The 13,803-nt window shown below is 74.1% G+C and carries 9 protein-coding genes; 2 read left to right on the top strand and 7 right to left on the bottom strand.

Features of this window, described 5'->3' with window-relative positions; translation table 11 throughout:
• The first annotated feature begins 23 nt into the window (after positions 1–23).
• The gene (locus tag ABZ444_RS00645; RefSeq protein ID WP_357990669.1) at positions 24–1,271 is read left to right on the top strand and encodes an acyltransferase; all 1,248 of its coding nucleotides are present in this window, start codon (positions 24–26) and stop codon (positions 1,269–1,271) included.
• Here ABZ444_RS00645 and ABZ444_RS00640 read toward each other — a convergent pair.
• Complete coding sequence (locus ABZ444_RS00640) at positions 1,214–3,037, bottom strand: hypothetical protein (RefSeq protein WP_357990666.1); 1,824 nt, start codon at positions 3,035–3,037, stop codon at positions 1,214–1,216. The two genes, ABZ444_RS00645 and ABZ444_RS00640, sit on opposite strands and share 58 nt — an antisense overlap.
• 34 nt (positions 3,038–3,071) lie before the next feature.
• On the opposite strand from ABZ444_RS00640, the gene ABZ444_RS00635 reads away from it, so the two are divergent.
• Positions 3,072–3,809 (top strand): methyltransferase domain-containing protein, encoded by a 738-nt coding sequence (locus tag ABZ444_RS00635; protein ID WP_357990664.1) that lies wholly within the window; start codon positions 3,072–3,074, stop codon positions 3,807–3,809.
• Here ABZ444_RS00635 and ABZ444_RS00630 read toward each other — a convergent pair.
• From ABZ444_RS00630 to ABZ444_RS00605, 6 genes are all read right to left on the bottom strand, one after another.
• Complete coding sequence (locus tag ABZ444_RS00630) at positions 3,750–4,727, bottom strand: DUF3068 domain-containing protein (RefSeq protein ID WP_357990661.1); 978 nt, start codon at positions 4,725–4,727, stop codon at positions 3,750–3,752. The two genes, ABZ444_RS00635 and ABZ444_RS00630, sit on opposite strands and share 60 nt — an antisense overlap.
• Complete coding sequence (locus ABZ444_RS00625; protein WP_357990659.1) at positions 4,724–6,562, bottom strand: hypothetical protein; 1,839 nt, start codon at positions 6,560–6,562, stop codon at positions 4,724–4,726. Before ABZ444_RS00625 ends, ABZ444_RS00630 begins: the two co-directional genes overlap by 4 nt.
• Positions 6,559–10,698: an alpha-(1->3)-arabinofuranosyltransferase family protein gene (locus ABZ444_RS00620; RefSeq protein WP_357990656.1), complete on the bottom strand. Its 4,140-nt coding sequence runs from the start codon at positions 10,696–10,698 to the stop codon at positions 6,559–6,561. Before ABZ444_RS00620 ends, ABZ444_RS00625 begins: the two co-directional genes overlap by 4 nt.
• Positions 10,695–11,918 (bottom strand): glycosyltransferase family 4 protein, encoded by a 1,224-nt coding sequence (locus ABZ444_RS00615; RefSeq protein ID WP_357990654.1) that lies wholly within the window; start codon positions 11,916–11,918, stop codon positions 10,695–10,697. Before ABZ444_RS00615 ends, ABZ444_RS00620 begins: the two co-directional genes overlap by 4 nt.
• Before the next feature lie 82 nt (positions 11,919–12,000).
• Positions 12,001–12,132: a hypothetical protein gene (locus ABZ444_RS00610; RefSeq protein ID WP_260477562.1), complete on the bottom strand. Its 132-nt coding sequence runs from the start codon at positions 12,130–12,132 to the stop codon at positions 12,001–12,003.
• A gap of 124 nt (positions 12,133–12,256) precedes the next feature.
• Entirely contained in the window at positions 12,257–13,783 is a 1,527-nt protein-coding gene (locus ABZ444_RS00605; RefSeq protein ID WP_357990651.1) for a hypothetical protein, read from the bottom strand.
• Between the last annotated feature and the right edge of the window lie 20 nt (positions 13,784–13,803).

Genomic DNA, 13,803 nt, shown 5'->3' with positions numbered 1-13,803 from the left:
GACGTCACCAGGGATGCGGAAACGTGACCGAAACAGGTTCTACTTCGGGCGGGGTGCCGGTGGTCTCAGGACACCAGACCTCGCTCGACGGCGTGCGCGCCGTGGCCGCCTTCGCCGTCCTGCTGTTCCACGTGTCCATGGAGGCGGGGACGGCGCTGGACCCGGGGTTCCTGGGCGGCGTGCTGTCCAGGGGCGAGATCGGCGTGCCGATCTTCTTCACGCTCTCCGGCCTGCTGCTGTACCGGCCGTGGGCGGCGCAGGTGCTGCTCGGCGACCGAGCTCCGGACACGCGGCGCTACCTGTGGAAACGCTTCTTCCGGATCATGCCGGCGTACTGGCTGGTGGTCGCCGTGGCGCTGCTGCTGTGGGGCGACGCGCACCGGGCCGACCCCTGGACGTGGGCGCAGATGTTGTTCCTCGTGCACACCTACGACATCACCCCCTGGTGGTACGGCCTCGGCCCCAAGGGGCTCGGCCAGATGTGGAGCCTCGCGGTCGAGCTGACCTTCTACCTCACGCTCCCGCTGATGGCGGCGGTGCTGCGCAGGTTCGCCCTGCGCGGCGATCCCGACCTGCGGACCAGGGGACGGCGGCTGCTCATCGGCCTGGCCGTCTTCGGCGCGCTGTCCTACGTGTACACGGTCTTCGAGTACTTCCCCGACTACCGGCCCTGGATGAACGTGTGGCTGCCGCGCTCCTGGACGTTCTTCGTGCCCGGCATGGCGCTGGCCGTGCTGACGGTCTGGGCCAGGGCCGAGGACGGCCGCGCACGGCGGCTGAGCGCCGCGCTGGCCTCCTCCTGGGGCACGTTGTGGGTCATCGCGGGCCTGGCCTACCTCATCGCCGCCACGCCGCTCACCGGGCCGCGCGCGGTCGGCCTGGGCAGCATCTGGACCGCGTTCACCGAGCAGGGCCTCTACACGCTCGTCGCCTTCTGCCTGGTCGCCCCGGCCGCGCTGGCGGCCGGACGGCCCACGCGGGTGCACGAGGTGCTCGGCGGCCGGGTGATGAGCTACCTGGGCCAGATCTCCTACGGCGTCTTCCTGTGGCAGTTCGTCATCCTCTACCTCTGGTACGACTTCACCGGCCAGCGGCCGTGGACCGGCAACCTCCTGGTCAACCTGGTCGCCGTCACCGCCATCACGGTCACCATGGCCGGGCTCACCCACCGTTACGTGGAGGAGCCCGCCAGGCGGCTGATCCGCCTGGTGCCTCAGCGCGCCGCCGGGCCCGGCTCGCCGAAGGCCACCGCCCTGAGGCAGAACGCCTGACCCTGCGCCCCGGCCGCGGTGATCCGCATGCCCTTGCCCGGCCCGTCGTGCGGCACGTAGAACAGCGCGCCCATGGCGCCGGTCGCGGGCAGCGTGGCCGCCCGCTGCGCCTCGCCGACCACCACCACGACCTGCACGGGCCGCGGGCTGACGTACGACATGGCCACCACCACGCCGGGCCCGCCGAAGGACTCGACCGGGAACTCCTTGCCCGCCGGGTAACACTTGCGCCCCTTGACCGCGTCGAAGAACGGCACCACCCGCCCCACCAGGACGAGCTTGCCCGTGTCGTCCAGCACGTACGGCTCCGACGAGGGCCGCGGGTCGCGCATGCGCTCCCTGGTCTCGGCGTCGACCAGCGGCGCCAGCACGTACGAGGTCATCCGGCGCTCCCCGTTCCACGGCAGGACGATCCCCGGCGGCACCGGACGGGCGTAGATGTCGGCCTCCCCCGCCGCCGCGGCCAGCGAGGCCCTGGCGTTGTCCAGGTACGTCCTGACCCGGTCGCCGGTGAGCGTGTCGCCGAAGGTGTTGATCGAGATCAGCGACACGACGAGGAAGACGGCGGTCAGCGCGCCGCCGACGGCCGGCATGCTCGGCGGCACCGGCCGGCGTAAGGCGTCGGGCTCCTCCTCCACCGGCATGACGGCCAGCGCCAGGCAGAGCGCGAAGAGCACGGCGGCGTCGGCGACGTACCGGGTCTCGGCGCCGACCAGGTCCCAGGCGGTGGCCCGCGCGATCACGGTGGGCACCGCGTCGGCGACCACCACGTAGGCCGCCAGGATCGCCCACGCCCGCCAGGCCCGCCTGCGGTACACGCAGGTGACCACGACCAGCGCCGCTAGCACCGCCCACGCCACGGCCACGGTCACCGGGGCCGGGTCGGCCAGCCCGCCGGTCGAGGTGACGCCGCCCCAGCGCAGCGGGCCGCCGACCGCCCCCGTGGGGAAGGTCTCGCCCAGCAGCCTGCGCAGCAGCCCCGGGACCACCTCGGCCTTCGGGCCGGTCAGCGCGTCGGCCCCGGCGGTGTCGCGGCGCAGCCAGTAGAGCAGCGCGTACCCGGCCAGCAGCAGGCCGTGCGCCCACCAGACGGGCCTGCGCAGCTCGGCGAGCAGGGCGCGGGCCCACAGGCCCCGGCCGAGGTAGGCGCTGCTGACGCCGAGCACCACGAACGGGATGAACACCCCCTTGGTGGAGAAGGCCATCCCGACGGCGGTCCAGGCCAGGGCCCGCCAGCGGCCCTTGCCCTCGCGTACGTACCTGACGTGCGCGGCCAGCGCCGCGATCAGCGCGAGCTGCAGCGGCACGGCATTGAGCGCGGCCGACCACCAGCTCATGGCGGGCACGGTGAGCGGCGCGAACGCGTAGACGGTCAGCGCGGCGAGCACCGCCGCCCGGTCGCCGAACAGCCGCCGCAGCAGCACCAGGAACATGACCGAGGCGGCCCCCTGGATCGCGACGGTCACGAACGACACCAGCGCCCAGCTGTACGGCGCGACCGACGTGAGCAGCCACACCAGCCCGAGCGCGCCCGGCATGAGGTGCCCTTTGTGCACCCTCATCAGGTACTCCCAGGTCGGCCCGCTGTCGCCGGCCCCGGCCACGAAGAGGAAGTCGTCCTCGACGAAGTAGGCCTTGCTGAGCAGGCTCGCCCGGAACACCAGCGAGATCAGCACGATCAGCAGGCCCACGCCGATGACCGGCCCGGTGCGCACCGCCGGGATGGTGATCTGGAAGGGCTCGGCTCGCTTGACGTCTTCAGCCATGGACGTATCCCTCCACTGCAGTAAGCTCCGCGCCGTGGACACCGAACCGTTCCGAGCGGATCTCGGCAGATCCGTCCGGTTGCTGCGCGCCTTCCGTCTGGAGCAGAGCGACCCCGACTTCTTCTACGGCACCCTGGCCAGGGACACGGTGGCCCAGCTCGCCACCTACACCGACCTGGCCGGCGCGACCGTGGCCGACATCGGCGGCGGCCCCGGCTACTTCGCCGACGCCCTGCGCGCGGTCGGCGCGCGGCCCCTGTGCGTCGACTGCGACGCCGGTGAGATGCGCCTGCGCGACGGCGTGCCGCCCCGCGACGCCGTGCTCGGCAGCGCGCTCGACCTGCCGCTCGCCACCGGCTCGGTGGACGTGTGCTTCTCCTCCAACGTGCTGGAACACGTGCCCGACCCGCTGCGGATGGCCGACGAGATGGTCCGGGTGACCCGGCCGGGCGGCGTGGTCTACCTGTCGTACACGATCTGGTTCTCGCCCTGGGGCGGCCACGAGACCTCTCCCTGGCACTACCTCGGCGGCCACTACGCGGCCCGCCGCTACGCCCGCACCCACGGCAAGCCGCCCAAGAACGTCTACGGCGAGAGCATGTACGCCATCGGCGTGGCCAAGCCGCTGGCCTGGGCGCGTGGGAGGCGCGACGTGGAGGTCCTCGACGCGGTCCCCCGCTACCACCCACGCTGGGCCAGGCACGTCGTCCACCTACCTGGCATCCGCGAGCTGGTCACCTGGAACCTGCTCCTCGTCCTGCGCCGCAGGTGAGCGCCGCCGCGACAACCACAGGGCGGCCACCACGCAGCCCGCGCCGAGCAGGCCGCCGCCGATCGGCGCCACCGTGCCGAGCAGCAGGATCCAGCGCCGGTAGGCGGCCGCCGTCGCCAGGGCCGCGGCCACGTCCGGCTCGGCGGTGCGGAAGGCCGCGTCGAGGGCGGTGAGACGGCCCCGGCCGTCCGCGGTGACCAGCGTCTCGGTCACCTCCTCCAGCGTCCTGACGGGCAGGCCGCTGACCGGTTCGACCCAGTACGTGCGCCGGATCTCGGCGTACCGGCCGAGGCCGACGTCGCCCTTGCCGGGCAGGCCCAGCAGGCGGCGCGGCAACGGCGGCGTCTCGCCGGGCACCAGCTGGCGCGGCGTGCGCTGGACGTAGCGGTAGGTCTCGACGCCGCGCACCCGCTCGACCCCGTCGAAGACGGCCGTGACCGGACGGCGCAGGCGCAGGTCGAACAGCGGGTAGTCGCGGCGCTCCGCGTTGAACGGCCAGCGGAAGACCTGCCCGGTCTGCCGGACGGAGACGTCCTCGTCCAGGTACTCGCCGCAGCAGTTCACGATCTCGCCGGTACGCCGGTCGAAGGCCAGGCGGCGCTCGTGGTAGTCCAGGCGGTGGCCGTCGCGGGTGGCCAGGGAGACCGACTCGCCCCACACCGCGCGGTCGTCGTCGCCGGCCAGCACGTCGCCGATCAGCCACCGGGTCTGGACCAGGTCGCCGGTCGTCTGCCGCATGGTCGCCGGGTCCACGTACGTCGCCGACCCGGCGGTCGCCCTGGTCATGCTCTGCTGTTCCAGGGGGGCCTTGAGCACCCGGTCGTAGACGTACAGGCGGCTCAGCGGGATGAGCGTCAGCAGGAAGGCCCCCACGGCGGCCAGCACCAGCGCGAGGCTCCTTCGGCTCGGGGCGGTCACGGCCGGGGCACCGCCTGTCCCGGCGTCACGTCGCCCAGGCACAGGCCGGGCGGCACGTCGTGCACGACGATCCGGTCCGCCCCCGGCACGGCCAGCACGAAGACCCTGCCGAAGCCCGCGCGCAGCTTCATGTCGGTGGCGCGGTCGCCCATCCACAGGGTGACCGTCGTGTCGGACCGGGCCGCGTACCCCAGCCTGACCAGGGTGCCCTCCACCCGGGTGACGCGGTTGTCCAGCGGCACCTGGACGGTCCCGCCGGTCGCCGGCCAGCACCGGTCGCGGGTGGTGGGCACGAGCGGGATGCCCTGCACGTCCACCGGCCGCAGCCGGCCCTGGTCGTCGAAGACCAGGCCGTCGAGCGCGGCGGGCGGCGCCTGCATCCTGGCCCTGAGCGCGGGCGTGGCCAGCGCGCCCAGCACCCGCGAGGTCAGGCTGTAGGCCCCGTACGAGTTCGGCAGCACCTCCGTCGGCACCAGCCGGTCGTAGATCACGCTGTCGGGGGCCGCCCTGGCCAGCTCGGCGCGGGCGGTCTCGATGTAGTCGTGCCGCCGCTCGGCCCCCATGTACCCGGCGAAGAGCGTCACCGTGACCAGCGACGCGCCCGCGAACAGCCCGAGCATCGCGCCGGCCGCCCCGGTCACCCGCTCCCGCGCCGGCAGCGCCCTGCGGTACGGCTCCTCCTCGCCGCGCAACGGCAGCAGCACCAGGCCCACGACCAGCGCGAGCAGCGGGACGGCGTCGGCGACGTACCGGGTGTCGGTGCCGACGAACGAGCCCAGCAGGTGCACGCGTCCCCACAACACCGGCAGCGCGTCCGCGACGAGCAGGTAGCCCAGCAGCGTGGCCCAGGCCAGGATCGCCCGCCTGCGGTACCGGCTGGTGACCACCACCAGCGCGGCCAGGACGACGAGGGAGGCGACCACCAGCGGCAGCGGCGGCGAGGCCACCCCCCAGTCGCCGCCCGCGAACCACCGCCACGGCCCGCCGAGCACGGTGGTGGCGAACGTCTTGCCCAGCAGCTCCCACAGGAAGCCCAGGGCCTGGTCGAAGATCGGCAGCGCCCCGGTGTTCGGCGCCGACAATGACCGCTGGACGTAGAGCGCGCCGAAGGCCACCAGCACGGTGGCGTACATGGCCCAGGCGGCCAGGTGGCGGCGCAGCGCGGCGCGCAGGCCGCCGTGGTAGATCGCGGTGAGGGCGAACAGCAGCAGCGGCAGCGCGAACCCCTTGACGAAGCCCAGCAGCCCGACCAGCACCCACAGCGCCGCGGCCACGGCGTGCCGCAGCCGGCCCGTCCGCAGGTGATGCCAGTGCGAGGCGACCGCCATGGGCAGCGCGACCTGGAGGAACACGGTGTTGAGCCCGGCCGCCCACCAGGCGAGCGCGGGCACGGTCACCGGCGCCAGCAGGAAGACCAGCAGCGGCACGAGCGTCGCCGGCCGCCTGCCGAACACCACCCGCGACATGCGCAGCACGCCCAGGGCGGCCAGGGCGTGCAGCGCCAGCACCGTGCCGGCCGCCCACCCCCAGTCGAAGGGGTGCAGCCGGGAGACCAGCCAGGCCACCAGGAAGCCGCCCGGCATGAACTGGCCGAAGTGGATCCGGGTCAGGTAGTCGAAGGACAGGCCGCTCTCCATCGCCCTGGCCACGAACTCGTAGTCGTCCTCCTTGAAGTACGCCTCCTGGACGACGGCCGCCTTGCCCGCCACCGCGGCGGCGATGAGCACGAGCCCGGCCAGCAGGACGCCGTGGCGGCGGACCCAGCGGGCGGCACGCGCCACCGGGCCGGGAACCGTGATGACGGTCCCCGGACGCGGCTTGATCGTGTCGGTCACGGAACACTCGTCATGGTCGGGCCGCCTGCGGCGACGGTGATCGGTACGGTGGTCTGCCTGACCGGCGCGCGCCTGGCCGCCACCTCGACGAGGAGCTGCCCGAGCAGCGGCAGGCAGAGCAGCTGCGCCCACAGGCCACCCGCGCCGAGCGCCACCGCGACCGTGGCGGCCAGGTAGAGCGCGAGCCCGCCGGGCGGCCCGAGCAGCAGGGTCCAGCGCCGCCGCCCGCGCAGGTGCTCGGCCTCCCGCAGCGGACGCGACCAGGCGCTCAGCACGAACGCCACCCCGGCCACGCCCGCCCCGGCCGGGCCGCCGACCCAGTAGCCGAGCACCACGGCGAAGACCGCGACATGCCGGACCCGCGGCCGGGCGGCCAGGACGGGCGCCAGATGACGTCCCGGCCGGCCCCTGCCCACCAGGGCCAGCCCGGCGACGAGCAGCGCCAGCGCCCCGCCCGCCGCGAGCCCCGCCCGGTACGGCTCATCCGGCTCGTAGGTGAGCGTCACCGTCCCGGCCGTGAACGCGGGCAGGAACCAGGCCTGCCGCCAGCCGTCGAGCCGCACCGGCTTGAGCGCCGCGGCCCCCAGCGTGGCCTTCCAGCCGGCGTTGAAGTTCTCGTTGACCACCAGGTAGGCGTCGTCCTGGACGTTCACCTGGACGACCCGCTCGCCGGCCGCCCACTTGGTGACCGGCGTGCGCCGCATGACGGTGGGCCCGGCGGCGGGGCTGCCCGGCTCGTGCCGCACGACGGCCGACTCGACCCGGTACGACTCCCCCGGCCGCACGGACAGCCGGGTCGGACCGGCCACGAGCTGGAGCCGTTCGCAGGTCTCGAAGGTCACCGGCCGGCCGGTGACCACGTCGTGCAGGGTGCCGCCGGTGACGGCGGTGTGCACCTCGTTGCCGTCGATGGTGAGCGTCGGCCCGAAGCCGCACGGCAGCGTGAGCCTGAAGCCGGTCAGCGCGCCGAGCGGCCGCACGCCGGGGAAGGCCACGTCGCTGATCTCGATCGGCCGGCCGCCCGACGCCCCGAACTCCAGCGCGACCTTCCTGGCCGTCATCCCGGGGAAGCGGACGAGCCCGTCCGTGCCGATCCAGCTCTGCCGGACGCCGCCCTCCGCCCGGATCGTCACCCGGACGGGCGGGGCGCCGAGGTAGGAGTCGGGCGTGATGACGCGGATCTGCGACAGCTTCGTCTCGCGGGCCAGCTCGACGTTCAGCGTGGGCCTGGGGTCGAGCGGGTCGGCGAACCAGGCCGTCTTCGGGTCGCCGTCGAAGGCCCAGCGGCCGCCCGCCGCGCCGCTGTCCACCGCGGTGGAGGAGGCGCGCACGCTCAGGGAGTCGCCGGGCAGCGTGCTGAGGCGTTCGATCGTCGCGCGGTCGGTGACCGTGGCGCGGCCCGAGATGCCGTACGCGCCGTCCTTGCCGGTGACGAAGGCGCGGTCGAAGCCGTTGCCGTCGTCGCCCAGCACCTCGTGGCCCTTGGCACAGCTCCAGGCGGCCGAGCCCCGGACGCAGCCGGGCACGTCGCCGGTCCTGGCGACCGCGATCGTGGCCGGCTCACCGGTGTCCTCGCGCGGGTCGGGCACGACGATCGAGCGTCCGGGCCGGACGCCGGGGATGCCGAGCTCGGTGATGCCGACCCGGCCGCCGAGGCGGTTCGCCGGTTCGTCCGCGGTGGCGACGACCTTCACCCGCAGCCGCTCGACCGGCCCCTTCGGCACGGCCAGCTCCTGCGGGTCGGCGGTCGCGCGCACCTTCTGGCGCAGCGAACCGGCGCCGGTCTCCACGACGACCTCGCTGGGCGGCGGCCCGATCGGCGAGTTCTCGAACGCCACCTGGATCGTGGGGATGGTCAGCGGGTCGGCGAAGGTCACCTCCAGCCACTCGCCGACCGCGCCGTTCCAGCCGGTGGAGCGCCAGCTCGTGCGCCGGTCGCCGTCCAGGGCGGCGAAGGGCTGGTGGCCGGGCTCGCGGCTGCCGGCGGCGGCGCCGACGTCGGCCTCGGAGCTGGAGGCGGTGACGCCCGCGACGCCGGTGAGGCCCGCCGTGGAGACGTACCGCGCCCAGCCGGGGTCGAGCAGGTCGTTGGAGGGCGAGCTGCCGCGCAGCGGCTCGTCGGCGGTGAGCGTGGCGCTGGCGTTGCGGCGCAGGTCGGCGAAGGCGACCTCCCTGCGGCGCAGCGTGTCGGTCAGGATCGTGTCGTGCGCGGGCACCTTGACCACGCCCGCGTCGTCGTTGAGCAGGACGGGCCGGTCGTCGTCCAGCAGGCCCTGCTCGGCCAGGGAGAGCACGGACTCCGGCGCGCCGCCGACGCGCAGCGGGCGGGTGGCGTCCACGGTGCCGACCAGCGGCGCGGCGCCGGCCACGCGGTAGATCTCGACGGCCGGGTACGGCTGGTCCAGCCAGGCGGCGGCCCTGCCGTACTGGGCGATGCCGACGCCCGGTCCCATCCGGGCCACGAGCGAGACGCCGGGCGAGTCCTCCAGCGCCTGGTGCACCCGGACCGGCCAGGCCGTGCCGATCGTCGCCCGGTCCAGGTCGTTCCGGACGACCAGGTACGAAACCCCCATCCGGCGCAGCGTTGCGGCCAGCCCCGGCGAGCCCTTGCCGGTGGCCAGGCGGTCGTCCACGGCGGCCATGAGCCGCGAGATGCCGGCCGAGCCCCACGGCACGATCGTGTGCGTGGCCCAGCGGGCCTGCGAGAGCGCCTGCAGCGGCTCGTCCAGGGGGCGGCCCCAGAGGTACTCGCCGCGTTTGGCGCCCGGCACGGCCAGCACCATGCCGTCGCCGGCGTTGCGGTTGAGCCAGGTGATGGCCTGCCGCCAGTAGTCGGGGATGGCGGTGAAGCCGCCGGCGGGGGCGAGGCCGGCGTACAGGACGGGCAGGCCCGACAGGGTCACGAGCCCGGCGGCCAGCACGGTCAGGGGCGTGCGCAGGCGCGGGCGGGCCAGTGAGAGCAGCCCGGCGAGGCCGAGCGCGACGGGCAGCCGGATCAGCGCGTCGAACTTGTGCAGGTTGCGGAAGGCGGCGAGCGGGCCGTCGAGCAGCCCGACCATGAACTGCTCGTGCGGCGTGCCGGGATGGCCGGTGGTGATGATCGCGATCCCGCACAGCAGGCTGATCAGCAGGAACGGCCGCTCGGGCAGCCGGCGCAGGGTGAGCCCGGCCAGGCCGAGCCCGGCCACAACGGCGGTGACCACGATCAGCCACGGGACGGTGGACTGCTGGTGGGCGTCGGGCAGCCAGGTCTGGCCGTCCACGGTCAGGAAGCTGAGCCAGCTCGACGTGCCGCGCAGCGCGTTGACCAGCGACGTCACGCCGGTCGTCGCGGTGGCGGTCTCGATGTAGGGCAGGAAGGAGAAGATGTAGCCGCCGAGCGTGAGCAGCGGGACCGCCCACCACAGCGAGGCGAGCGCGACCAGCGGCAGCCACCAGGCGATCAGCCGGCGTTTGACCGGCCCGCCGCGCCTGGTCAGCAGGTACACCGTCGGCACCACGAGCACGGCCGCCTCGGCCACCGCGTTGACACCGCCGCAGAACAGGAAGGCGAACGCCGACAGCGCGGCCGACCGGCGCGGCGTCAGCTCGCCCTTGGCCCCCTTGACCAGCGGGAGCAGGATCCACGGCAGCACGGCGCTGGGCAGGAACTCCGAGGAGTTGATGCCGATGAGCGCCTGGGCGTGCGGCGCGAGCGCGTAGACGAAGCCGGCCAGGACGCGGGTGTGCGGGCCGCCGACGCCGAACGCGCGGGCGAGCTGGACCACGCCGAGGAAGGCGACGCACAGCACGAGCGACATCCACAGCCGCTGGACGGCCCACGACTCCATGCCCAGCTTGAGGAAGATCGCGTAGAACGGGCCCATCGGGAACAGGTAGCCGTACGCCTGGTTCTGCAGGTGGCCGAAGTAGGCCCCGTCCCACAGGTGCAGCGCCCGGCCGAGGAAGCCCAGCGGGTTGACCGCCATGTCGAGCTTCGTCTCGGGGATGATCTTCTCGGTCGAGGTGTTGAACGCGATGGCACCGAGCAGCAGACAGGAGGCGAGCAGCCGCAGCCTGTGCCTGATCCGGGCCTCGTAGCTCTCGACGGTGGAGTCCCCGCGTTCCCCCGGGGGTCCAGGCGAGGCTTGGGTCACTGAGGGGCTCCGCCGCAATCTTGGAGTTTCGCCAGGATAAGTCCGGTCATGTTAGCCCCAGTTCGGGCCCACGTAAATTCCCCGGCCCAGGTACGGCAGGCCGCGGCCACCTCCGCCCGCCGCCGCGGGTCGGCCAGCTCCGCCAGCGCGCGGCCGGTCACCTCGGCCAGGCTCTCGCCGTCCCGGACGAGCCAGCCGGTGACGCCGTCCCGCACGGAGTCGCGCAGCCCGGCCACGTCGTAGGCCACCGTCGGCACGCCGAGCGCGGCGGCCTCGATCACGGTCAGCCCCCAGCCCTCGAACTCCGAGGCCGTCACGTTCAGCCGGGCGGCGGCCAGCAGGGCGTTCTTGCGCGGCTCGGGCAGGAATCCGTGCAGCTCGACCCGGCCGTCGAGGCCCCGGCCGGAGATCCGCGCGGCCAGGGCGTCGTGCTCGGGGCCGCGGCCCACGACGTGCACCCGCAGGCCCGGCCAGGCATCGCCGAGCTCGGCGGCCAGGTCCACGACGCGCTCGATGCGCTTGTGGCCGATCAGGCGGCCGGCGTACACGAGGGCGGGCTCGCCCGCGGCGGCCGGCGGCTCGCTCCGCGCGGGCTCGGCGCAACCGTTGGGCACGACGGTGACGGGCGCGAGCCAGCGCAGCTTGACGGCCAGGTCGCGCCTCGACGACTCCGAGACCGTGACCGTCAGGCAGCGCCGGTAGACCAGCCGGGCCACCTCGCCCTCCACGAAGCAGCCGATCCGGGCCAGCCAGGCGGGCAGGAAGGCGTGGAACTGCCGGTCGTGGACGTGGTGCACGAGGCTGATCACGGGCGTGCGGCGGCGGACGACGAGCGGGGAGAAGAAGGGGATGCCGTTCATGGTGTCGATGACGACGTCCACGCGCCGCCGGTGGATCAGCAGCCAGAGCGGGATCAGCAGGTAGACGAGGTACGGGTTGCCCATCCTGCGCAGGTCGACGCCGTCGAGCACCTCGGCGCGGCGCTGCCCGCGCTGGCGGCCGGTGACGAACACGACCGAGGCGCCCTGGGTCAGCAGGAACCGGCTGACCTGCCAGGCGTACTCCTCGGCACCGCCGGCCGTGGACTGGTGGGGTTCGCGGAAGTTGAGCATCGCCACGCGGACGCCCGCGAGTGGCCGCTCGTCCGCCGTCGCGTCGCTCGTCCGCGGCTCGATCAGCCGTGCCGTGTCCGCCTTGCGCTCACCGGTAAAGACCACCATCACTCCTCGTCGGCGGGCATGCGGGCATGGCGGAGCCACACTCCGTGCTCGCTGTGTATGGCCCCGCGTCAAGCGGGATGGATCACCTGGTGCCGTAGTTGTAGAGCGGCTGGTTGGGCGGGGTGAGCGACGGTGAGGCCACGTTGACCACCGCGACGGAGGCTCCGACCGCCAGTAGGGCTCCTATCGCCAGGGCCACGAGAAGTCGCAACACGAAGCTCTCCCTTCCTTCCGGTTACGCGGTGTGCCGAGACTAGAACGTGTTTCGTCTTGAATCCATAACATTGGTCAAACCGTGATAAAGCAAGTTACCCTCCGGTACATCATGAAACAGCCGGTCAACGCCGCAGCAAGCGCAGCTCTTTGCCGTCGAAGACCGTTCTCCAACCGGGCGGCGCGGACGGGAACCCGTTCTCGCCCGCGGCCATGAGGAGATACCTGGCGGGCAGTTCGCCGTAGGCACGGGCGGCCAGCAGGTCGCCGGTGCGGCGGTTCAGCGGGTCCTCGCCGCGCACCCGCAACCGGCCGCCGCCGGGCAGGCCGACGAGCAACGTGTCGTCCCAGAGCACCCGGCGGCGGAACAACTTGGTCGCCGGGTCGAGCACCACCCGGCCGCCGTTCCAGGCGAAGGCCCGGTGGGCGCCCCACGGCAGCGACACCAGCGCACCCGGCGCGGGGTCACCGTCCACGATCCGCTGGACCGCCGTCCATTCCGCCGGGTACGTCACCGCCTCCAGCCGGCCGAACGCGCCCAGCGCGAACGTCGGCAGGGCCAGCACCGGGGCCAGCACCCCGACCAGCGCGAGCGCGCCCGACCGCAGGACCGAGGCCAGGCCGACCGCCGTCAGCAGGGCCAGCGGAGCCAGGTGGACCTGGCCGTCGCGCAGCGGCCCGAACCCCGGCCACAGGGCGATGAGCCACTTGAGCGCCTCCCGTCCCGGCTGGACCGCGCCCAGCCCGGCGACGCAGAACCCGGCGGCCGCCGCCACCGCCAGGCCGCCCCACCAGGCGGGCCGCTCGGGGGCCGAGCGGAGGCGGGCGTAGCCGTACAGGCCGGCGAGGACCAGGATGAGCCGGGCGGTCGCCGTCCACCACGCCTCCTGGCCCGGCAGCCCGGCCTCGGCGTTCCAGATGCCGCCGAGCGAGAGCAGGCTGCCCAGTACGCCGAAGGGCCCGTCGGCGCGGGCCGCGAACGCGTCCACGCCCGCCGGGTCGGTCACGGCGCCCGAGCCGAGCGCGGGCACCGCCCACGGCAGGCTGAACGCGACCAGCACCCCGGCGGCGACCGGCACCCTGCGCCGGGCGACGGCGATCGGCATCAGGGTGAGCCAGGACACCAGCATCGCCTGGAAGCCACCCACCGCCGCCGGCAGCAACGCCAGCGCCAACCGCCCAGACCGCGCGAAACCCGCCCGAAGCGTCCCCGGGCGTGCGTCCTCCCAGGTGAGCGCGCGGATCGCCCAGGGCAGCCCGGCCACGCCCAGGAGCAGGGCCCACTGGCCGAGCATGAGCCGCTGGGCGAGGTAGAGGTTCCAGGCGTAGAACGCGGCGGCCACGAGCCGGGCGAGCCTGCGCTCCGGCGGCACCAGCGCCGCCGCCCCGCTCGCGGCCAGCACGAACACGCCGACCAGGGCCGCCTTCTGCACGATCTCCACGGGCAACGCCCTGGACAGCAGCGCCACGACCAGGTCGCTGGGCACCGCCCGGGGGAAGCCGCCGCGGTCGGGCCACAGGGGCGGGTCGGGCACGAAGAGCAGGTCGTACCGGAGCACCAGCCCCCAGCCCAGCGCCGGGCCGAGCGCCAGCACCGCCAGCCCCAGCCCCAGCGCCGCCGGCCCCCAGCGGCCCGCACGGCCTTCGCGCACCGTGACACCGCCTCTCCCTC

The sequence above is a fragment of the Nonomuraea sp. NPDC005730 genome, assembly GCF_040630865.1.
In the GTDB taxonomy this organism is placed as follows: domain Bacteria; phylum Actinomycetota; class Actinomycetes; order Streptosporangiales; family Streptosporangiaceae; genus Nonomuraea.
This window is presented reverse-complemented; position numbering and strand designations above follow the sequence as displayed.